Origin of the sequence: Massilia frigida, from assembly GCF_011682175.1 — a bacterium.
GTDB classification, from domain to species: Bacteria; Pseudomonadota; Gammaproteobacteria; order Burkholderiales; family Burkholderiaceae_D; genus Telluria_A; species Telluria_A frigida.
In genome coordinates, this window is sequence record NZ_WHJG01000027.1 from 34984 (window position 1) to 57147 (window position 22164).

The window sequence follows — 22164 nt, forward strand, 5'->3', positions numbered from 1 at the left end:
CGGCCATGCGCATCAACGAACGGCGCTCGCTGTGGCGGCGCGTCAAGCCTTACCTGCTGGTGTTCGACGCGCCGCTGGCCATGGTCATCTTCCTGCTGCTCGGTACCAGCCTGGTGACGATGTACTCGGCCGGCGCCGACTTCCCCGGCCGCGTTGAAGGCCAGCTGCGCAACATGATGATCGCCTTCCTGGTCATGTGGCTGGCGGCCCAGGTGCCGCCGCAAACGCTGATGCGGCTCGCCGTGCCGATCTACACGGTCGGCGTGACCTTGCTGGTGGCGGTGTTCATGTTTGGCGTGATCAAGAAAGGCGCGCGCCGCTGGCTGCACATCGGCTTCGACATCCAGCCGTCCGAGATCATGAAAATCGCCATGCCGCTGATGCTGGCCTGGTACTTCCACCAGAAGGCCGGGTTGGTGCGCTGGCATTCCTTCCTCATCGCCACCGTGCTGCTGGCGGTGCCGGTGGGCCTGATCCAGCTGCAGCCCGACCTGGGCACCTCGCTGCTGGTGCTGGCCTCCGGCTTTTATGTGATCTTCCTGGCCGGGCTGTCGTGGAAGGCGCTGCTTGGCCTGTTCGTGGCCGGCGCCGGCAGCCTGCCGGTGGCCTGGTCGCTGATGCACGACTACCAGCGCGAACGGGTGCTCACCCTGATCGATCCGAACGCCGACCCGCTGGGCAAGGGCTTCCACATCATCCAGTCGACCATCGCGATCGGCTCGGGCGGGATCAGCGGCAAGGGCTGGATGAAGGGCACCCAGGCCCACCTCGAATTCATCCCCGAGCGCACCACCGACTTCATTTTCTCGGTCTTTTCGGAGGAATTCGGGCTGATGGGCTTTCTCGGCCTGCTGCTCCTGTACCTGCTGCTGATCGGGCGCGGCCTGATGATCGCCGCCAATGCGCCGACCCTGTTCACGCGCCTGCTGGCCGGCGCGATCACGATGATCTTCTTTACCTACGCCTTTGTGAACATGAGCATGGTCAGCGGCATCCTGCCGGTGGTGGGCGTGCCGCTGCCGTTCATGAGCTATGGCGGGACCGCTTTTGTGACCCTCGGACTCGGGGCAGGTATACTCATGAGTATCCAGCGGCACCGCAAGCTGGTGCAAACCTGATCCCGGAGACACGATGGCGGTAACACGAACGCTTCCACCTTCCATTGCGCTCTGCGCACTGGCCTTATTACTGACTGCCTGCGGTACCGATTCGGAAGGCCACCGGCGCATGCTGCCAATGCCGGCCCCGGGTACGCCGGCGGCAAAGCATGGCGACATCGGCCAGGACTTGCCGCGCATGCCGCGCGCCGGTTCCGGGCGCGGCGGCTACTACCAGGACGATGGCCCGGGCGACAATCCGCCGCCCAACCTGCGCGACGTGCCGGACGCCGTGGTCAAGGACGAACCGTATGCGCGCTACGCCAACCGGCCCTACGTCGTGTTCGGCAAGACCTACACGCCGATGCTCAACGAGCAGGCCTTCAAGCAGCGCGGGGTGGGCAGCTGGTACGGCAAGAAATTCCATGGCCAGCGCACCTCGTCGGGGGAACTGTACGACATGTACAAGATGACGGCCGCCCATCCGACCCTGCCGATTCCCTCGTACGCGCGCATTACCAGCCTCGATAACGGCAAGCAGGTGGTGGTGCGGATCAACGACCGCGGGCCGTTCCATTCGAGCCGCGTGGTCGACGTGTCGTACACGGCCGCGCTCAAACTCGGCCTGCTCGGCAAGGGCAGCCACATGGTGGAGGTGGAACGGCTGCTGCCCAACGCGCAGGAGCGCATCGCCACCATCCGGCGCATGACGCCCGAGCCGGAAGGAGAAGTGAGCACGATGGCGGCGGACATGCCGCCGCCGGGCGAAAGCAGCGCAATCACGGTGACGGCCACCGCCTTGGCGCCGGCACCCGCGCCGGCGGCGGGCGCAGCGCCAGCTGCGGCGCCGGGGTTTTATCTGCAGCTCGGTGCTTTTGCCCGCGCCGACAAGGCGGCCGACGTGCGCGCGCAGATCGCGGCCACGGGCGGGGCGCTGTCCGCCGTCGAAGTGGTGCAGGGCGGTGCGCTGCACCGCCTGTTCAGCGGCCCGTTCCCGAGCCGGGCCGACGCCATGCAGGCGCTGCGCGACCTGCCGGCCACGCTGCGCCTCAAACCCATCGTCGTGCAGCGCTGATCCGGCCCGGGGCCGCCAGCCTTATTTGCAGCTGCGCGTTTCCTGGCCCGGAAAGCGCGCCACGATCGCATCGACCTTGGCTTTGGCGGCCGGTTCCAGCGCGCGGAAGCGGTAAGCCATCTTGGTCGCCTGGCTGGTGCGTCCGCTCACCTTGGCGCCGGCCACGCCCTGCTTGGTCAGCGTCGCCAGCAGGGTCTGGGCCGACGTCTCCGACTTGAACACGCCCAGCGAAATCGCATACTTCATCGGGCTGTTGTCGTTCATGATAAAGAAGCTGGTGATGCCGAGTTCCTTCAGTTCGGCGGCCTTGCGGTCGGCCGCTTCCTTGCTGCCGGGCGAAGGAATGAACACGATATGGCTGGTCACCTCGGGCACGGCGACGTTTTCCCGCGTCTGGCGCTGGCCCAGGGCCAGCGGCGCGAGCATGGCCTCGAAGCGGCGCGCATCGGCCTGCGCAAAATTCCCAACCGATGTGCAGGCAACCAGGTCCGGCTTCGGTTCCGGCTTGGGTTCCGGTTTGGGTTCCGGCTTCGGCTCGGCGGGCGCCGGCGCGGCCGGCTTGGCCATCACCAGCACCGGTGTCGGCGGCGCGACCACCGGCTCCGGGTCCGCGGCCGCTTCCGCGTCGGGCGCCGGCGGGCGGGCGGCGACCAGCTTGATGTTCTCGGTGCCGAGCTGGTTGCGCATGCGGCCCGGCTCGCGCTCGTTTTCCCTGAAGTTGCCGAGCATGCCCTGGCCGAACGCGAACAGCACGGCATTGATGGCAAGGAGGGTCCAAAATATGAATTTCAACACGGGCTATCCTGGAGTGGCGAAGACGTGACGGTGGAATGAAGGCCGATCAGGACGATATTATCGACGATCCGGTGTTCGATCGGGAGCCTGAGCACGGGAGCGATGTACTGGGCCGCGCCGCCCGAGACGATGCAGGCGCTGGCGCCATGCAGCGCGCAGGCGCGTTCGATGGCGCCGGCCTGCGCCGACAGGCAGCCGGACAGGATGGCGTCGGCGGTATTGTCGGCAAAGCCGGCCGGCAGGGTGGCGCCGGGCGCGACCTGGGGCAGCTGCGCCGTATTGCGCGCCAGCGAAGTGGCCATCAGGCCCAGCCCGGGCAGGATCATCCCGCCCAGGAACATGCCGTCGGCGCTGACCGCGTCGATGGTGGTGGCGGTGCCGCAGGTGGCGACGATGAGCGCCTGGCCGGGCGCCAGCGCACGCGCGCCGAGCGCCGCGGCGAAACGGTCGCACCCGAGCTGGGACGGATTGCGGTAGGCGTTGCGCATGCCGGCCAGTTGCGCGGTCGATGCGAACCAGCTGATCGCGGTGGTCGGAATCATCAGTTGCAGCTGGTCGTGCAGCTTGCTGCCGGCGACGTTCGACACCAGCGCGCGCGTGACGCCGTGCCGGGCCCAGCTGGCCGGCAGGTGATTCAGGTCGGCGTGGGCCACGGCGCCGCTGGCGAGCCAGGTGCCGGGCGCGGCGCCGTCCTCGGCCAGCGCCCATTTGATGCGCGTATTGCCGGCGTCGATCAGCAGCAGCATCTCAGTGCTCCCGCACGCGCAGCGACACGTCGCCGGCGACGATGGCGATGCGTCCGCCGGCCGTGTCGAGCAGCAGGCGCGCGCCATCGTCGACGCCGGCGGCCACGCCTTCATGCAGGGTGACGTCGCGATCGATGATGACGACCGCCAGGCCCTGGTAAGCATGCAGGCGGTTCCAGCGCGCGCAGAAAGGCGCAAAGCCGCCTTGCGCGAACTGGCCGAGGTTCGTGGCCAGCACGCCGAGCAGCTGCGCCATGAGCGCATTGCGCTCCATCTGCGCCAGCCATGGGGCCCCCGCCACGCTGCGCCCGATGCGCTGTTCCATTTCATCGGGCATGAGCAGATTGAGGCCGACCCCGATCACCGCCCACACGCCGCCAGCGGGTGCGGCCTGGGTTTCGATCAGCACGCCGGCCAGCTTGGCGCCGTCGCGCAGCACGTCGTTGGGCCACTTGAGCTGGACCGGCACGCCGAGCGCGCCGAGGGCGTCGGCCAGCGCCACGCCGACCGCCAGCGGCAAGCCGGCCAGCTCGCGCAACGGTCCGGCAAAATGCCAGGCCAGCGAAAACGTCAGCGCCGCACCGGGCGCCGACAGCCAGCTGCGTCCGGCGCGCCCGCGACCGGCCGTCTGGTGCACGGCCACGCGCAGCACGGGGCGTTGCAGACCGGCGGCACGTGCCAGCAGGTCGGCATTGGTCGATCCGGTTTCGGCCACGACTTCGATATCGATGCCGGCCAGCTCCGGCGCACTGGCGTGGAGGGCGATCGCGGCGGCATCCATGCCCAGGCTGGCCGGGGCGGCGAGGGTATCGTTCATGGCGTTTCCTTGCGGGCCTTGCGTGCCTTATGAGGCGCGTTGACGAAGGCCAGGTCGTACAGGGAGTTCGGCAAAAGCCGCAGCAGCTTGGCCACCACGCCCATCTGCCACGGGATCACGCGGTAGCTGGTGCCGGCGGCGATGGCGCGCGCGGCCCTGGCGGCAAAGCGCGCCGGCGACATCAGGAAGGGCATCGGATAGGCGTTATGTCTGGTCATGGGTGTATCGATGTAGCCGGGCGCGATGGTCACCACTTTGACGCCGTGCGGCTTGAGTTCGAGCCGCAGCGATTCGCAATACACGCGCAGCGCCGCCTTGGAGGCGCTGTAGGCGCCGGCGCCGGGCAGGCCGCGCACACCGGCCACGCTGCCGATGCCGACCAGGCGGCACGGCGTGGACTGCGCTTTCATGGTGGCGATGAAGGGCGCAAAGGTGGCCACGGTGGCGCTGACGTTGGTGGCGAGGATGGCGTCGAACACCGGCAGGTCTTCGGCAAATTCGGTCAGGGTGCCGACCGAAATGCCGGCGCAGGCGATGACGATATCGGCGCCGCCCTGGCGTTCGATGAAATCAAGGGCGGCCGCCGTCAGCGCGGCGCGGTCGGTGACGTCGAGCGCATATACCAGATGGCGTTCGGGGTGCGGCAATTGCGCGCGCAGGGCGTCGAGCGCGTCGCGGCGGCGCGCCACCAGGCCCACGCTCGCGCCGCGCGCGGCGTACTCGCGCGCCAGCGCCGCACCGAGTCCGCTCGACGCGCCGGTGATGAACACGCGGTTCATTGGGCGCGCGCCGGCATGCTTATTTCTTTTCCGCTGCCGCTTTGGCGACCAGGTGATCCATCACTTGCAGCGCCATTTGCTGTTGCTGCGCTTCGGTCGCGGCGGTCGCGCTGGCGCCGGCCAGGTTGGGCGAGGTCATGTACTTGCCGCCGATGGCCACCTGCGGCCACTCTTTGATCTGGTACGACGCCACCATGCCGTTGGCGCGCGAGAGCTTGGCCTGGACCCCGAACGAGCGGTAGGCGTCGGTGAATTTGGCGCGCTCGATGCCGGCGCTGGCGGCCCAGTCGAACACCTGTTCGTCGTTGCCGAAGCGCTTGCCCTGTTCGTGCATGGCGCTGAATACCTTGGCGTGGTACTGCGGCGCCAGGCCCATCGATTCGAGCGTGTAGTACAGGCGCTGCTGCGGCACCACGGCCGGGGTGTGGCCGAGGTGGACGCGCTTGAACACGATCTTGTTGCCCTGCTTCCTGACCCACTCGGCCAGCGCCGGCTCGAAGCTGGCGCAGTGAGGGCAGTAGTAGGCGAAAAATTCGGTGACTTCGACTTTCTGGCCGGCGTCGGTGTTCTGCGCCTCGGGCAGGGTCACGTAGTCGGTGCCGCTGACAGGTGCCTCGGGCGACGCCGTTGCGTGGGCGCCGGCGCTGCACAGGGCCAGCGCGAGCATGATCTTGAAGAGAGTAGGCATGCGGGTTTTCCGTGGTGTCGTGGGTTATTTCTGGTTGCGCACGATGGCGACGTCGATGCCGGCGTCGACCAGTTTGGCGCGCGCCTTGTTCATCGCTTCGACCTGGCCGTAGGGGCCGATGCGGACCCGGTGCAGCACGCCGCTGTCGTTGGCGCGCTCGCTGATGACGGCCTCGAAGCCGAGCAGGGCGAGCTTGGCGCGCGTGTTTTCGGCGTCCGCCACTTCGCGGAAGGCACCGGCCTGCAGGTAATAGGTGATCTTTTCCTCGGCCGCTTCGGCAGGCGCGGACGGGACCACGTTCTGGGCTGGCGCGTGGGGGGCGGCGGCCACCTGGGTTGGCGCCGGTGCCGGTGCGGGGGCCGGCTTCTCCGGCTTTTCCTTCATGTTGGCGATGGCCGCGCCCAGCGGATCGGCTTCGGCCGGGGTGGCGGCCTTGGGCTTGTCGGTGATCTGCTTGTTGGCGGCGCGCGCCGCTTCCTTGTTCCCGTACAGCGGCTTGTTCGGATCGGCCGCCTGGCCGGCGGTCGGCTCGCCCATCTTGCCGGCCTTGCCGGTTTTATCGGTGAACGGCGTGGCGCCCTTGGTGATCGCCAGCGCGACCGCGACAGCGATCACCAGGCCCACGATCAGGCCGATGACGATGCCGGTGAGGGTATTGCCTTGCTGGTGCTTGAGCGGTAGTTTGAGCCGAGGGCGGGAATCGCGTGTCATTGGAGCTTTCAATCGAAGTGGCGGTTACATTTTTTCCGGCGCCGACACGCCGATCATGGCCAGGCCGTTGCGCAGTACCTGGCGCGTGGCGACCATCAGCGCCAGGCGCGCCAGTTTGAGCGCTTGGTCGTCGACCAGCACGCGCTCGGCGAAGTAGAAGCTGTGCAGGTTGGCGGCCAGGTCGCGCAGGTAGAACGCCACCTGGTGCGGACCGAGCTCGGTCTGGGCGCGCGCCAGCGTTTCCGGGTAGGCGGCCAGGGTCGCCAGCAGGGTCATCTCGGTCGGCGCGGTGAGCGGCGCCAGGTCGGCCGATGCCAGCGACGCCAGCTCGCCCGTGAACTGTTCGAGCATGCGGCAGATGCGCGCGTGCGCGTACTGCACGTAATACACCGGGTTCTCGTCCGACGTTTTCAGGGCGACGTCGACATCGAATACGAATTCGGTATCGGCCTTGCGCGAGATGAGGAAGAAGCGCACCGCATCGCGGCCCCTGGCGATGTCGCCGTCGCCCGACCATTCGATCAGGTCGCGCACCGTCACGTAGGAACCGGCGCGCTTGGAGATCTTGACCTCGGCGCCGTCTTTCATGACGGTGACCATCTTGTGCAGCACGTAGTCCGGGTAGCCCTGCGGGATCTCCAGGCCGACCGCCTGCAGGCCGGCGCGCACGCGCGCGATGGTGCCGTGGTGGTCGCTGCCCTGGATGTTGATGGCCTGGGTGAAGCCGCGCTGCCATTTGACGACGTGGTACGCCACGTCCGGCACGAAATAGGTGAAGCCGCCTTCGGACTTGCGCATCACGCGGTCCTTGTCGTCGCCGTAGTCGGTGGTGCGCAGCCACAGCGCGCCATCCTGTTCGTAGGTCTTGCCGGCCTTGATCAGGGCCTCGACGGTTTTTTCCACCTTGCCGTCGGCGTACAGCGACGATTCGAGGTAGTAGTTATCGAACTTGACGCCGAAGGCTTGCAGGTCGATATCCTGCTCGTTGCGCAGGTAGGTGACGGCGAACGGGCGGATCGAGTCGAGGTCGTCGACCTTGCCGCTGGCGGTGGCGGGCAGGCCGTCGCTGGCCGAGACGGTTTTGCCGGCCAGGTAATCGGTGGCGATATCGGCGATGTAGTCACCGTTGTAGGCCGACTCCGGCCATTCGGCGTCGCCCGGCTTGAAGCCGCGCGCGCGCGCCTGGACCGAATTGGCCAGGGTGGCGATCTGCACGCCGGCGTCGTTGTAATAGAACTCGCGGGTGACCGCGAAGCCTTGCGAATCGAACAGCGCGGCGAGGGCGTCGCCCAGCGCGGCCTGGCGGCCATGGCCCACGTGCAGCGGGCCGGTCGGATTGGCCGACACGAATTCGAGGATCACTTTCTTGCCGGCGCCGGCATCGCTGCGGCCGTAGGCCTGGCCTTCGGCGAGGATGGTCTTGACCACCGACTGCTTGGCGGCGGCGGCCACGCGCAGGTTGATGAAACCGGGGCCGGCGATGTCGGCGCTGTCGATGAGCGTCTTGCCGGCCGGGTTGTCGAGCAGCGCGGCGACGATTTTCTGGGCCAGCTCGCGTGGATTCATCTTGAGCTGCTTGGCCAGCTGCATGGCGATATTGCAGGCGATGTCGCCGTGCGACGGATCGCGCGGGCGCTCCAGGACGACAGACGGCGCGATGCCGGTACCGTCGAGGACAGGGGCGAGGGCGGCCTGGAACAGGGCGGCGATTTCTTGTTTTTGTGAGGCGAGCATGAGCGGTGATCTGTAGAGTAGTCGAGCGGTGGCGGTGCCACGGGCAATAGTAGCTCAATTATACTGGTTTGCCGCCCCTCTGAGTCCGCCCTCGCAAGCCATCGATAGCGCCCCCACACTCCCAAAAAATCCCCGAACCGGGGTCTGACCTCTGATTAGCAATGAAAACGTTGTCTGTTACATCCTTGGCAGCAATAAGCCGACTTGGCCGCAGCGCACGAGGCGGACACGCCCGAGAGGTCTTTTTTTACATGCAAAAGTGTTGATTCACGGAAAAATATTTCGAATCAGAGGTCAGACCCCGGTTGTGGTGGGAAATCGTTGGACGTTGGAAGAATGTGTTGTCATAAAGGATCGTTTAAGCCTGTGCGGGGGCTAACCCGGTACAATTGCACCTTTATAAAGTAGCGCAAAGCAGACCTGACCATGACCAACAAGCGCCCGACGCTCTCCATCAAACCCGCCGCGCCCAAGGCGGATAAAGCGGCGGCGCCGCGCATGCGCTCCAGTTTCGAGGTCAAGCCCGTGCTGCAGCCCGGCTATCGCCCCGATCTGAAGCCCGATTCGCTCGCGCTGTGCCTGCTCGGGGCGGCGAATGCCGTGGCCCAGGTGCGCGGCGGCGCTGCCTTGCCGCAGGCGTTGCTGACCGCGTTCGGCGTGACCGCCGCCGCGCCCCAGGCGCGCGGGGCGATCCAGGATATCGCTTACCGCACCATGCGCCAGCTCGGCCGCAGCGAGACCCTGCTCGGCCTGATGACGTCGAAGGCGCCGGAACCGCCGATGCTGGCCAGCCTGCTGTGTTGCGCCCTGACCCTGATCGATACCCCGGACGGCGCCGAGCCGCCCTATGAAGTATTTACCGTCGTCGACCAGGCCGTCACCGTGGCCAGTTCGCACCCGGACATGGCGCACGCCAAGGGCATGGTCAACGCCGTGCTGCGCCGCTTCCTGCGCGAACGCGAGGAGTTGCTCGAGACGGCGCTGAGGCAGCCGGTGGCGCAATGGAATTATCCGCAGTGGTGGATCGACGCCGCCAAGGCTGCCTATCCAGGCAACTGGCAAGCGATCCTCGCGGCCGGCAACGCCCAGCCGCCATTGACCTTGCGCGTGAACGTGCGCAAGACCACGGTCGCGGCATACATACAATTGCTGGCCGACGCAGGCATGGCCGCCGCGCAAATCGGGCCGTCCGCCGTGCGCCTCGACAAGGCGCTCGGCGTGGCCCTGATCCCCGGTTTCGACCAGGGCCTGGCCTCGGTGCAGGACGCCGGCGCGCAGCTGGCCGCGCCGCTGCTCGATGTGCAGGACGGCATGCGCGTGCTGGACGCCTGCGCCGCGCCCGGCGGCAAGACGTGCCACCTGCTGGAACTGGCGCAGCTGGACCTGACCGCGCTCGATTCGGACCCCAAACGCCTTGAGCGCGTGGGCGAAAATCTGGAACGCTTAGGCTTGAGCGCGACGCTCAAAGCCTTCGAGGCGCAGACCAACGTGTGGTGGGACGGCCAGCAGTACGACCGCATCCTGGCCGATGTGCCGTGCACGGCGTCGGGCATCGTGCGGCGCCACCCGGACATCCGCTGGCTGCGGCGCAAGGGCGATGCACTCCAACTTGCAACACTTTCGGCCAAAATTCTCGACAACCTTTGGCAGATGCTGCGCCCGAATGGTAAATTGCTGTTCGTGACATGTTCGCTCTGGCCCCAGGAATCGGAGGCGCAGGCCGCCGCATTCGAGGTGCGCCACAATGCGACCCGCCTCGCCGCGCCGGGACAGTTGCTTCCGACCGGTACCGCCGTGCAGGATCATGACGGATTGTTCTACGCCCTGTTTCAAAAAAACGCGACGTAAGGGGTCCTTCGACTATGCGAACCTTTAAGATTCTGGCCCCCCTGTGACACAACGATTTTTCCGCCTTCTTGCCTGCCAGCTGCTGCTGATGTTCGCGTCCGCGTGCGCGTGCGTGCCGGCGTGGGCGGCGGACGTGGTCGACATCACGCATGCGCATATCGAGGCAAGCGACGAGGGCTACCGCCTGGCGGCCAGCTATGCCTTCGAGTTGAACGAGGGGCTGGAAGACGCCATCAAGCATGGCGTGCAACTGTACTTCACCACCGAAATCGAACTGACCCGCCCGCGCTGGTACTGGTATGACGACAAGGCGGTGTCGGCGCGCCAGACCATCCGCATCTGGTACAACGTGCTCACGCGCCAGTACCATGTGTCGGCCCTGGGCAGCATGGCGCAGAGTTTTCTCACCCTGGAAGATGCGATGGTGCTGATCCGCCGCCCCAGCCGCTGGGTGATCGCGCCGAAGGGGGCGCTCAAGCGCGGCGAGACCTACAACGCCACCGTGCGCATGTTCATGGACCGCGAACTGCTGCCCAAGCCGATGCAGGTCAATGCGCTGAATAATTCCGACTGGCGCCTCGCTTCCAAGAACAAGACCTTCCCCTACACGGCGGAATAAGCGGTGAATCAAGCCTTGCGCTATGCAGTGATGGTCGGCGCCGCCGTCGTCAGCATCCTGCTGTTCCTGCTCGCCTCGGCGTCCGACAATTCCGGCTTCTTCGACCGGTACTACACCTGGCTGCTCGGCCTGAACGCGGCGGTGGCCGGGGCGCTGCTGATATTCGTGGTGGTGGCGCTGGCGCGCCTGTATTCGCGCTACAAGAGCGGCAAGTTCGGCTCGCGCCTGATGGCGCGCCTGGTGATCCTGTTCGCCGGCATCGGCATCCTGCCCGGCCTGGTCATCTTCCTGGTGTCGGTGCAGTTCGTGTCCAATTCGATCGAGTCCTGGTTCAACGTGAAGATCGAGGCGGCGCTGGAGTCGGGCGTGAGCCTGGGCGTGGCCGCGCTCGACCAGGCGCGCAGTGAACTGGGGGCCATCGGCGAGATCAGCGCGGCCACCATCGCCGGCCAGGATGTGGTGGCTTCGCACGATATCCTCACGCGCCTGGTTCAGGAGCAGGAGGGCATGCTCAGCGCCGTCATCGTGGGCCAGGATGGCCGCATGGTCACCAGCGCGGCCGAAGGGCGGCGCGACCTGAAAGCCGACTTGCCGACGCCGGCCATGCTGCTGCAGGCGGTGATGCCGGGCGGGTATTCGGTGGCCGAGGGCGGGGTCGAGCGCGACTTCAAGGATGTCAATGGCATCCACGGCGGCAGTGCCAATGCGCTCGACGGCGCCACCAGCCTGCGCCTGCGCGTGGTGCTGGCCATTCCCGAGCCGCCGGGCGCCGCGCCGCGCTTTTTGCAGCTGATGCAGGCGGTGCCGGTCAAGCTGGCGCTCAACGCCGAGGTGCTGCGCAACGCCTACAGCGAGTACCAGGAGCGCTTCGTGGCGCGCACCGGCTTGCGCAAGATGTATATCGAGACGCTCACGTTGACGCTGCTGCTGGCGATCTTCGGGGCGATCGCCAGTGCGTTTGTGATCGCCGGCAAACTGGCGCAGCCGCTGCTGGTGCTGGCCGAGGGCACGCGCGCGGTGGCCGAGGGCGACCTGTCGCCGCGCCCGATCGTGGCCACCTCCGACGAACTGGGCACGCTGACGCAATCGTTCAACACCATGACCGGCCAGCTGTTCGAGGCGCGCAGCGCGGTCGAGCGCAACCGCGCCGCCCTGCAAAGCGCCAAGGCGCACCTGGAGTCGGTGCTGGACAATATGTCGGCCGGGGTGATCGTGCTCGACGCCGACTCGCACGTGGTCAGTTCCAACGAGGCGGTCGAGCGCATCCTGCAGCACGACGTGGCCGGCCACATGGGCACGGCGCTGGCCGCCATCGACGGGCTGGAAGCGTTCGGGGCCGCCATCGCCAAGGCGTTTTCGACCCAGAGCGCGCAGAGCGCGGCCGGCTCGCCGCGAAAGCAGACCCACTGGCAGCAGCAGATCGAAATCCCGCGCCGGCTCGGCACCAGCGACGACCATGACATCACCCTGCTGGCGCGCGGCTCGCGCCTGCCGGTGGGCGCCGGCAGCGGCTACATCGTGGTATTCGATGATATTTCGGATGTGATTTCGGCGCAGCGCTCGATGGCCTGGGGCGAGGTGGCGCGGCGCCTGGCGCACGAGATCAAAAACCCGCTCACGCCGATCCAGCTGTCGGCCGAGCGCATGCAGATGAAGCTCGAATCGCGCCTGCAAGGCACAGACCGCGACCTGCTCAACAAGGGCACGGCGACCATCGTCAACCAGGTCGATGCCATGAAGCGCATGGTCGATGACTTCCGCGACTATGCCAAGGCGCCGCCGGCGGTGCTCGACAAGCTCGACCTGAATGCCCTGGTCGGCGAAATCCTGCATATGTACCTATCCGGCGACGAAAGCGATATTATTCATGCTGAGCTTGCCGCCGGCCTGCCATCGGTGATGGGCGATGCGACGCAATTGCGCCAGGTGATCCACAATCTGCTGCAAAATGCCCAGGACGCGATGAGCGAGCGCGCTCCCGACACGGCGCCGGCGCGCATCGATATCACGACCGAGGCGATTCATTACCAGGGCGCGAACGGGGCCGGCACCGCGGTACGGCTGGCGATTGTCGATAACGGGCCGGGATTCGCTCCTAAAATCCTGTCGCGCGCATTCGAGCCGTATGTCACGTCGAAGGTGCGCGGGACCGGGCTGGGACTGCCGATGGTGAAGAAAATCGTCGATGAACACGGCGGCAAGATCGAGATACAGAACCGCAGTGACGGAACTGGCGCGTCGGTGTTGATTTTACTGTTAAAGTTAGCACCGGCCAGCGTTGTGGCGTAAGCGTTGAACTAAGAATAAAATCGCGGCTGTGAGCGGTATGCGCTGCATGCCATTGGAGCGGGCAAAAAGAGGAAGGCAAACACATGGCAAACATTCTCGTAGTTGATGATGAAATGGGCATCCGCGAGTTACTCTCGGAAATCTTGGGCGACGAAGGCCATGCAATCACGCTCGCTGAAAACGCGCAGCAGGCCCGTGACGCGCGCGCGGCGGGGGCACCGGATCTGGTACTGCTGGATATCTGGATGCCCGATACCGATGGCGTCACCCTGCTCAAGGAGTGGCAGCGCGACGGCTTGCTGACCATGCCGGTCATCATGATGTCGGGGCACGCGACCATCGATACGGCGGTCGAGGCGACCCGGATCGGGGCGCTCAACTTCCTCGAAAAGCCGATTGCGCTGCAAAAGCTGCTCAAGGCGGTGCAGCAGGGCCTCACGCGGGCCCAGGAAGTGGTGCGCGCGCCGGTGATCGCGCCGCGCCCGATGCTGGCCCCCCAGCCCGAGGAAAGCCCGATGACGGCCTCGGCCATGTTTTCGGCGCAAACCCCGCAATCGGCCATCGCGCCGCGCATGGGCGGTTTGCCGAACGGGGAAGGGCATGGCTTCAACCTGAGTTTCGACTTGCCGCTGCGCGAGGCGCGCGATGCCTTCGAACGCATGTATTTCGAGCATCATCTGGGGCGCGAGGGCGGCAGCATGACCCGCGTGGCTGAAAAAACCGGTCTCGAACGCACCCACCTGTACCGCAAGCTCAAGCAACTCGGCGTCGAGCCGGGCAAGCTGGCTAAAAAGAACGGATGACCGCAGCGCCTGCGCGCAGGGCTGCCCTGACCCTGGTCACGGGCGGCTCGGCGCCGCAGCGCGAGGCCGCCATCGCGGCGCGCCTTGCGTCATCGCCGGCTGCCGGCCTGTGCGCCGTGCTGCTCGAAGGGTTGGCGTCCGGCCAGACCCTGCTATCCCCCTCCCACGCGCTGCAAGTGCAGCGGATCGCGCCCGGCTGCCTGTGCTGCACCGGTAATCTCGTTTTGCGTGTAACATTAAATCGGATCCTGCGTCTGCGACCCGAGCGACTGTTCATCGGGCTGGCCGCCACGGACCACCTTGATCAGTTGCGATCGTGGCTGCAAGACCCGCCATACGATCAGCTGTTGGAACTGACAGCGGACCTGCACACTTGAAATCGGTCCGCATAGCCCCACCTGCCCTGATGAGCACAGTGGAACGTCTGATCGAGTGAAGGAGCAAACATGAACATGATCTACAACAGTGAACAGTACAGCGTGGTCGAGTTCGGCGTCGATCACAATCTCGAAGCCTTGCGCTTCGGCGGATATGAAATCGTCGACAAATCCGGTCGCCGTGAAGCATTTATCGGCGGCAAACTTGCGCAATCATTCAGGCGCGACGTCAACAACCTGATCGCCAGCGAACCCACCATGGAAGAAATCGATGATTTCCTCGGTTCGTATGACTCGCTGATGAGCCAACCGGTGTTGTTGCACTAATATTGGGCTGGTGCTGGGACAGTCGCTGGCGGTCTCGCTAGCGCAGCGCTGTTACCGGCAAAAGCCCGTTCCCGCGCGGGGCAGGCTGTCTGGCGCGGGAATGCCAGGAAGAGGCCATGCGACGGCGTAGCGCCTCGTTCCCACTCCTTCGCGCCACCTTGATACGCGCCGATCCCGCCACCGGCCGAGCCAAAGGCTTCAGTCAGGCGTCCCTCCCGCTACGGCCCGAGCCAACCGGGTTCAGTCAGGCATCCCTCCCGCCACGGCCCGAGTCAACCGGGTTCAGTCAGGCATCCCTCCCGCCAGCGGCCAAGCCAAAGGGTTGAGCCAGGCGCCCGCAACAATCGCGCCGTGTAAAACGCATCCCGGCCTGGACCGGAACGCAAGGCGGATTGCCGCTTGCCGCGCAGCCACCGCAGGCGCTTGCCAGGTCTCAGGCTTGCACCCGAACATGGTATTCTGGCGTCATGTGCCAACTCCTTGGAATGAACTGCAATGTCCCTACCGACATTGTTTTTAGCTTTACCGGCTTCGCCATGCGCGGCGGCCGCACCGATACCCACCACGATGGCTGGGGCATCGCCTTTTTCGAGGGCGCCGGCGTGCGCCATTTCGTCGATCACCTGGCTGCCGTCGAGTCGCCTGTCGCCGAACTGATCAAGCGCTATCCCATCAAGTCGAAAAACGTCATTGCCCATATTCGCAAGGCAACCCAAGGCCACGTGGCGCTGGAAAACTGCCATCCCTTCGTGCGCGAGCTGTGGGGCCGCTACTGGGTGTTTGCACATAACGGCGACCTCAAGGAGTTTGCGCCGACCCTGAACGGGCCGTATCGCCCGGTCGGCAGCACCGACAGCGAAAAAGCCTTCTGTTTCCTGCTGCAGGAATTGCGCAAGCGCTTCGGCGACACGCCGCCCGCAATGCCCTTGCTGCGCGCGGCGCTCAAGGAACTGGTGGCCGCCGTTGCCGTGCATGGGACCTTTAATCTGATGCTGTCGGACGGCTCGGCCCTGTTCGTCCATTGCTCGACCAAGCTGCATTATGTGGTGCGCCAGCATCCCTTTGTCACGGCCAGCCTGTCCGACGAAGATGTCAGCGTTGATTTTTCTCAAGTCACCACACCGCAAGACCGGGTAGCCATTATCGTCACCGAACCGTTGACGACCAACGAACAGTGGACCGCCTTCGCGCCCGGCGAATTCAACGTGTTCGTGGACGGGATGTCAATACAAGAGCGCTAAGTATTTCCTCCACGCACTGGTATTAATTAGGTTACATTACCGGCTGTTATTATCCATATTTACAGGACAGATGAGCCACGACTCCGACCTAATGGCGCAGCAGATGCCAGTGCGGGATTTCTATCTGGGGCGCCAGCCAATCCTCGACCGTCAGCAAGGGCTGTACGGTTACGAAATGCTTTTTCGCAACGCGCCGGGTGACGTGGCCGAGATCGACAGCGACGTCGCCGCCACCGCCACGGTGATTGCCCACACCGCCCAGCTGGGGCTGGAAAAAGTCATCGGTGATGCGCTCGGCTTCCTGAATGTGGACGCCGAAGTGCTGATGAGCGACATTTTCGTGTTCCTGCCGCGCGAACGGGTGGTGCTGGAACTCGTCGAGAGCATGGTAGTCACCAAATCCGTGCTCGACCGCATTGCCGACCTGAGCGCGCATGGCTTCCACTTTGCGCTCGACGACGTACGCGTCGACGCCCCCGACGTGCAACTGCTGTTGCCGATGGTCGAATACGTCAAGCTCGACGTGCGCGCCATGCCGCTCGCCTCGCTGACGCAGCTTGCGCCACGCTTCAAGCGCCAGCACAAGAAGCTGATCGCGGAAAAGGTCGAAACCCGCGAGGAATTCGATGCCTGCCTCGGGCTGGGCTTCGACTATTTCCAGGGCTACTATTTCGCCCGGCCGGCGGTGATCAGCGGGCGCAAGCTGTCGCCGTCGCAGCTGACGGTGCTCGAACTGATGAGTCTGGTAACCTCGGATGCCGACAATATCGAGATCGAACGTGCCGTCAAGCGCGATGTGACCCTGGCTTTCAACCTGCTGCGGCTGGTCAACACTCCGGCGATCGGCATGCGCCACCGCATCGATTCGATCAGCCAGGCGGTCACCATTCTCGGCCGCCGCCAGTTGCAGCGCTGGCTGCAAATCATGCTGTACGCCGAACCCACGCGCCGGGGCAGCAGCATGTCGCCGCTGCTGCTGCTGGCCACCACGCGCGGCCGCCTGCTCGAACTGCTGGCGCAACGCTTGCGCCCGGGCCAGCGCAACGTGGCCGAAATCGCCTTCACGGTCGGCATCATGTCGCTGATGGATGCCCTGTTCGGGATGTCGATGACGGTCATCGTCGAGCAGATTCCCGTCATCGACGAGGTGGCGCACGCGCTGCTGCAGCGCACCGGCTTCTTCGGCGACCTGCTGCACCTTGCCGAGTGCATCGAGCGCATGGAAGAATGCGACGACCAGGTGCTGCCCGCATTGCGCGAACTGGCTATTTCCAGCGAAGAACTGATCGAGCTGGAAGTAGCCGCTTTCGAGTGGAGCGACAAGGTGGTGCGTTTCGCCATTTGAGTGCGGGCGGGGCCGCTGGCTCCGCCCGTGGCACGTGCTATGTGCCGCCCGCCCATTGCTTGTGCAGGTCCGGATCGCTGCGCAACTCCCACAAGGCCAGGACGATGACGGCGATGCCCACGATGAGGCTATTGTTCATCATGGGTCCGCGGTCGGCCACGGCCGGAATCCACGGTGAGACGGCTACCCACACACCCGCCAGCAGGTTGACGACGACGGCCCAGACGTAGGTTTTGACCAGGTCGAACGCGGCGAGCACGGCGATGACCGCGCCCGCGATCCAGGCATTCATGGCCTGCGGAGTGTTGGCTGGGTAGGCCAGCACCCAGGGTGAGACGAACAGCCAGAGTCCGAGCAGCAGGATCGCCTGATCCTGCCACCGCCTGGCGGGGCGTTGGATTTCCATATTACCTCCTGAACGCGATGTCCGGCGCGGAAAAACATGACCAGGGAGATGCGCCGCTACTCCCGGGCGTACAGGGAGTTAGGCAGGAAATGCGGGGGAAAGTTCATTTGTGGGGAGGCCGGCGACAGCGTTGCCGTGGCCACTGCCCCCCGTCGTCTCTGGCATTGCCGGAACCGACTTCCCGCGCAGCCTCCGGTTTCTAAGAAACTCCTCCAATTCCGTGGAACCGGGCCAGTCCAGAGCTTCATACCGATAACTTACGCTCCGTCATTCCCGCGCAGGCGGGAATCCAAGTCCGACGCTCAGCCGACGGCTACGGAACAAAATTGGATTGCCGTGGGGCGTCTAGCCCTCCGCGGGAAGTCATTTCTGCCAGTGGCAGGAAGACGGAGGCCAATTCCTGGAGAGGCGGGAACGACGGTGACTTGGGTTCCCGCCAAGTGCCGCCACGGCGTGGTAAGTCGTTTCTGGCAATGCCAGGAACGACAGAGGCGCTGCGTTTTACGACAGATTCGGCGCCAGCCAGCGTTCCAGGTCTTCTTTCGGCACACCACGGCGCGCCGTCATATCGTTCAACTGGTCTTCGCCGATCTTTCCGACCACGAAATACTTCGCTTCCGGATGGGCGAAATAGAATCCCGACACCGCCGCGCCCGGGAACATGGCGAACGACTCGGTCAGTTCCATGCCGATTTCCTGCGCCTGCAATACCTTGAACATATCGGCTTTCACCGTATGCTCCGGACAGGCCGGATAACCCGGCGCCGGACGAATACCCGCGTAACGCTCGCCGATCATGTCTTCATTCGACAGATTCTCGCCCGCCGCATACCCCCACAAATCGGTGCGCACGCGCTCGTGCATATATTCGGCGAATGCTTCGGCCAGGCGGTCGGCCAGCGACTTGAGCATGATCGACGAGTAATCGTCGTGCGCATCCTCAAAGCGCTTCTCGTATTTTTCAATTCCCAGCCCGCTGGTCACCGCGAACATGCCGATATAATCCTTGATGCCCGATGCTTTCGGCGCGATAAAATCGGCCAGGCACTGGTTCGGCCGCTGCACGCCATCGACCAGCGGCTTGACGCCCTGCTGGCGCAAACCGTAATACGTGAATGCCACCGTGGCGCGGGTCTCGTCGGTATAAACCTCGATATCGTCGTCGTTCACGCTATTGGCCGGCAGCAGCGAAATGACGCCATTGGCGGTCAGCCAGCGCCCTTCGATGATTTTCTTGAGCAGCGCCTGGCCTTCCTCGAACACCTTCGATGCCGCTTCGCCGACCACCTCGTCAGTCAGGATCGCGGGGAAGGGGCCGGCCAGGTCCCAGGTCTGGAAGAACGGACCCCAGTCGATATACCTGGCCAGCGTGCCCAGGTCGACGTTCTTGAATTCGCGCCGGCCGATGAATTTCGGGCGCACCGGCTCGAACGCCAGCGCCATCTTGTTGGCGCGCGCGGCGGCCAGCGACAAGATCGGCAGCGCCTTCTTGTTGGCGTGCTGCTCGCGGATGCGCACATAATCCTGGGCGATGTCGTCGATGTACTGGTCGCGGCTTTCCGGCGTGAGCAGCGACTGCGCCACCGATACCGAACGCGATGCGTCCGGCACGTACACCACCGGGCCGTCGTAGTTGTGGGCGATCTTCACCGCCGTGTGGGCGCGGCTGGTGGTGGCGCCGCCGATCAGCAGCGGGATCTTGAGCATGCGGAAGTGCGGGTCGCGCTGCATTTCCTTGGCCACGTGCGCCATCTCCTCCAGCGAGGGCGTGATCAGGCCAGAGAGGCCGATCATGTCGGCGTTTTCGACCTTGGCGCGCGCCAGGATTTCGGAGCAGGGCACCATCACGCCCATGTTCACGACCTCGAAGTTATTACACTGCAGGACCACCGACACGATGTTCTTGCCGATGTCGTGGACGTCGCCCTTGACGGTGGCGATGACGATCTTGCCTTTCGGTTTGGCGACGATGCCGGTGCGTTTTTCTTCCAGCAGTTTTTCTTCTTCGATGAAGGGAATCAGGTGGGCCACGGCCTGCTTCATCACGCGCGCCGATTTGACCACCTGCGGCAAGAACATTTTCCCTTGTCCGAACAGGTCGCCGACCACGTTCATGCCATCCATCAGCGGGCCTTCGATCACGTGGATCGGTCGCCCGCCGTTGTGCAGCAGTTCCTGGCGCGCTTCCTCGGTGTCTTCCACGATCCACTGGGTGATGCCATGCACCAGCGCGTGCGAGAGGCGCTGCTGCACCGTGCCTTCGCGCCAGGCCAGGGTCTGCACGTCCTGCTTGTCGCCGGCTTTCAGGGTGCCGGCGATCTCGATCATGCGTTCGGTGGCGTCGTCGCGGCGGTTGAGCACCACGTCTTCGACGCGCTCGCGCAATTCGGGTGCGATGTCGTCGTACACGCCCATCATGCCGGCGTTGACGATCCCCATGGTCATGCCTGCCTTGATCGCGTGGTACAGGAACACGGTGTGGATCGCTTCGCGCGCCGGGTCGTTGCCGCGGAAGCTGAATGAGACGTTCGAGACGCCGCCCGAGATTTTCGCGTGCGGCAGGTTATCCTTGATCCAGCGCGTGGCGTTGATGAAGTCGACCGCGTAGTTATTGTGTTCTTCGATGCCGGTGGCAATCGCGAAGATGTTCGGGTCGAAGATGATGTCTTCCGGCGGGAAGCCCACCTGTTCGGTCAGCACCTTGTAGGCGCGCGCGCAGATTTCCGTCTTGCGCGCGAAGGTGTCGGCCTGGCCCTGTTCGTCGAAGGCCATCACGATTACGGCGGCGCCGTAGCGGCGGCACAGGCGCGCCTGGCGGATGAATTCTTCCTCGCCTTCCTTCATCGAGATGGAATTGACGATGGCCTTGCCCTGCACGCATTTGAGGCCCGCTTCGATCACCGACCACTTGGACGAGTCGATCATGATCGGCACGCGCGAAATGTCCGGCTCGGAGGCGATCAGGTTCAGGAAGCGTTCCATCGCCGCCTTGGAGTCGAGCATCGCCTCGTCCATGTTGATGTCGATGACCTGGGCGCCGTTTTCCACCTGCTGGCGCGCCACCGACAGCGCTTCGTCGTACTGCTCATTCAAAATCATGCGCGCAAACGCCTTGGAACCGGTCACGTTGGTGCGCTCGCCGACGTTCACAAAAAGAGAGTCGCCGTCGATGGTGAAGGGTTCCAGGCCCGACAGGCGCTGCGCCACCGGGATCTGCGGGATCGCGCGCGGCTTGGTGGTGGCCAGCATGTCGGCAATCGCCTTGATGTGGTCGGGCGTGGTGCCGCAGCAGCCGCCGGCAATGTTGATAAAGCCGCTGTCGGCAAATTCGCGCAGCAGAGACGAGGTGTCAAGCGGCAGTTCGTCGAAGCCCGTGTCGCTCATCGGGTTGGGCAGGCCGGCGTTCGGGTAGATGCAGACAAAGGTGTCGGCGATCTGCGACAGTTCCTCGGCGTAGGGGCGCATCAGGGCCGCGCCCAGCGCGCAGTTCAGGCCAATGGTCAGCGGCTTGGCGTGGCGCACCGAGTTCCAGAAGGCGGGCACGGTCTGGCCCGACAAGATGCGGCCCGAGGCGTCGGTCACGGTCCCGGAAATCATGATCGGCAAGCGTTCGATGGCCGGGTGTTCGGTGAAATACAGGTCGATCGCGAACAGCGCCGCCTTGCAGTTCAAGGTATCGAAGATGGTTTCGACCAGCAGCACGTCGGAGCCGCCTTCGACCAGGCCGCCCACCTGCTGGTGGTAGGCCGTCACCAACTGGTCGAAGGTCACGTTGCGCGCGGCCGGGTCGTTCACGTCGGGCGAGATCGAGGCTGTTTTCGGGGTCGGTCCGAGCGCGCCGGCCACGAATCGCGGCTTGTCCGGGGTGCTGTACTTGTCGCAGGCGGCGCGCGCCAGCTTGGCGGCGGCCACGTTCATCTCGTAGGCCAGGTGGCCCATGTGATAGTCGTCCTGGGCGATGGTGGTGGCGCCGAAGGTGTTCGTTTCGATCAGGTCGGCACCGGCCGCGAGGTAGCGCTCGTGGATTTCCTGGATGATGTGCGGCTGGGTCAGGGTCAGCAATTCGTTGTTGCCCTTGACGAACAGTTCGCGCGCGCCGCTCCCGGCCGGGGCGGCGAAGCTGGCGAAGCGCCCGTCCGGGCCGCCGCGGTAGGCCGTTTCATCGAGTTTGTACTGCTGGATGATGGTGCCCATCGCGCCATCGAGGATCATGATCCGGCGCGACAGGATGTCGCGCAGCCGGGTTTCAGTCTTGGACATGGCGGGATGGGCGGTAGTCATGGTTGTGCTTTCGTTGGGCGGGTCAGGAGCCGGCCGGGACCGGGTCTAAAATTATACGTCATCGTGCCCTTTTGGTTTTCCGGGGGCTTAATGATCAGTTCGCTTTGTATCGTTTTGTATTTAAACAGGTGCTTGATACAAGTTGATACAAAATGTAGCGTGTCTGCAATCTTTACGTTACATGGG

At 64.9% G+C, this 22164-nt stretch carries 19 protein-coding genes; 10 read left to right on the forward strand and 9 right to left on the reverse strand.

Annotated elements, in window-relative coordinates:
• Positions 1-5 precede the first annotated feature (5 nt).
• Together rodA and F2P44_RS22675 are read left to right on the forward strand one after the other, a co-directional pair.
• Positions 6-1118, forward strand: coding sequence for a rod shape-determining protein RodA (gene rodA / locus F2P44_RS22670; protein ID WP_167089602.1), 1113 nt, complete (start codon positions 6-8; stop codon positions 1116-1118).
• A gap of 109 nt (positions 1119-1227) precedes the next feature.
• Complete coding sequence (locus F2P44_RS22675; protein ID WP_308610308.1) at positions 1228-2172, forward strand: septal ring lytic transglycosylase RlpA family protein; 945 nt, start codon at positions 1228-1230, stop codon at positions 2170-2172.
• 21 nt (positions 2173-2193) lie between these two features.
• Here F2P44_RS22675 and F2P44_RS22680 read toward each other — a convergent pair whose 3' ends face one another.
• The 7 genes from F2P44_RS22680 to argS are packed head-to-tail and all read right to left on the reverse strand — an operon-like array spanning position 2194 to position 8442.
• Positions 2194-2967 (reverse strand): SPOR domain-containing protein, encoded by a 774-nt coding sequence (locus F2P44_RS22680; protein WP_167089603.1) that lies wholly within the window; start codon positions 2965-2967, stop codon positions 2194-2196.
• Positions 2961-3713 carry a type III pantothenate kinase gene (locus F2P44_RS22685; protein ID WP_167089605.1) on the reverse strand — a complete coding sequence of 251 codons (753 nt, stop codon included), beginning with the start codon at positions 3711-3713 and terminating at the stop codon, positions 2961-2963. Before F2P44_RS22685 ends, F2P44_RS22680 begins: the two co-directional genes overlap by 7 nt.
• 1 nt (position 3714) lies before the next feature.
• Positions 3715-4530 (reverse strand): biotin--[acetyl-CoA-carboxylase] ligase, encoded by an 816-nt coding sequence (locus F2P44_RS22690; protein WP_167089607.1) that lies wholly within the window; start codon positions 4528-4530, stop codon positions 3715-3717.
• Positions 4527-5309 (reverse strand): SDR family oxidoreductase, encoded by a 783-nt coding sequence (locus F2P44_RS22695; RefSeq protein ID WP_167089609.1) that lies wholly within the window; start codon positions 5307-5309, stop codon positions 4527-4529. Before F2P44_RS22695 ends, F2P44_RS22690 begins: the two co-directional genes overlap by 4 nt.
• A 19-nt stretch (positions 5310-5328) precedes the next feature.
• Positions 5329-5997: a thiol:disulfide interchange protein DsbA/DsbL gene (locus F2P44_RS22700; RefSeq protein WP_167089611.1), complete on the reverse strand. Its 669-nt coding sequence runs from the start codon at positions 5995-5997 to the stop codon at positions 5329-5331.
• A 24-nt stretch (positions 5998-6021) separates the two neighbouring features.
• Positions 6022-6708, reverse strand: a complete 687-nt coding sequence (locus F2P44_RS22705) for an SPOR domain-containing protein (protein WP_167089613.1) — start codon at positions 6706-6708, stop codon at positions 6022-6024.
• A 24-nt stretch (positions 6709-6732) separates the two neighbouring features.
• Positions 6733-8442, reverse strand: a complete 1710-nt coding sequence (gene argS, locus F2P44_RS22710; RefSeq protein WP_167089615.1) for an arginine--tRNA ligase — start codon at positions 8440-8442, stop codon at positions 6733-6735.
• A gap of 426 nt (positions 8443-8868) precedes the next feature.
• Between argS and rsmB the strand changes: the two genes are divergently transcribed.
• The 8 genes from rsmB (at position 8869) to F2P44_RS22750 (ending at position 17291) form a co-directional block, all read left to right on the forward strand.
• Positions 8869-10290: a 16S rRNA (cytosine(967)-C(5))-methyltransferase RsmB gene (gene rsmB, locus F2P44_RS22715; protein ID WP_167089617.1), complete on the forward strand. Its 1422-nt coding sequence runs from the start codon at positions 8869-8871 to the stop codon at positions 10288-10290.
• A 43-nt stretch (positions 10291-10333) separates the two neighbouring features.
• Positions 10334-10909, forward strand: coding sequence for a DUF4390 domain-containing protein (locus tag F2P44_RS22720; protein ID WP_370662738.1), 576 nt, complete (start codon positions 10334-10336; stop codon positions 10907-10909).
• Between the two features lie 3 nt (positions 10910-10912).
• Positions 10913-13198: a sensor histidine kinase gene (locus F2P44_RS22725; RefSeq protein WP_167089619.1), complete on the forward strand. Its 2286-nt coding sequence runs from the start codon at positions 10913-10915 to the stop codon at positions 13196-13198.
• Positions 13199-13281: 83 nt separating this feature from the next.
• Positions 13282-14001 (forward strand): response regulator, encoded by a 720-nt coding sequence (locus tag F2P44_RS22730; RefSeq protein ID WP_054266258.1) that lies wholly within the window; start codon positions 13282-13284, stop codon positions 13999-14001.
• Positions 13998-14378, forward strand: a complete 381-nt coding sequence (locus F2P44_RS22735) for a GTPase (protein WP_167089621.1) — start codon at positions 13998-14000, stop codon at positions 14376-14378. The genes F2P44_RS22730 and F2P44_RS22735 overlap by 4 nt, the downstream gene beginning before the upstream one ends.
• A 69-nt stretch (positions 14379-14447) precedes the next feature.
• Positions 14448-14705: a BTH_I0359 family protein gene (locus tag F2P44_RS22740; RefSeq protein ID WP_054266260.1), complete on the forward strand. Its 258-nt coding sequence runs from the start codon at positions 14448-14450 to the stop codon at positions 14703-14705.
• 467 nt (positions 14706-15172) lie between these two features.
• Positions 15173-15946: a class II glutamine amidotransferase gene (locus tag F2P44_RS22745; protein WP_167089623.1), complete on the forward strand. Its 774-nt coding sequence runs from the start codon at positions 15173-15175 to the stop codon at positions 15944-15946.
• 70 nt (positions 15947-16016) lie between these two features.
• Positions 16017-17291, forward strand: a complete 1275-nt coding sequence (locus F2P44_RS22750; protein ID WP_167089625.1) for an EAL and HDOD domain-containing protein — start codon at positions 16017-16019, stop codon at positions 17289-17291.
• Positions 17292-17328: 37 nt separating this feature from the next.
• On the opposite strand, the gene F2P44_RS22755 is transcribed toward F2P44_RS22750, so the two are convergent.
• Positions 17329-17697, reverse strand: coding sequence for an SPW repeat protein (locus F2P44_RS22755; RefSeq protein WP_167089627.1), 369 nt, complete (start codon positions 17695-17697; stop codon positions 17329-17331).
• A gap of 501 nt (positions 17698-18198) precedes the next feature.
• Positions 18199-21957: a methionine synthase gene (metH, locus tag F2P44_RS22760; protein ID WP_167089716.1), complete on the reverse strand. Its 3759-nt coding sequence runs from the start codon at positions 21955-21957 to the stop codon at positions 18199-18201.
• Positions 21958-22164: the final 207 nt, after the last annotated feature.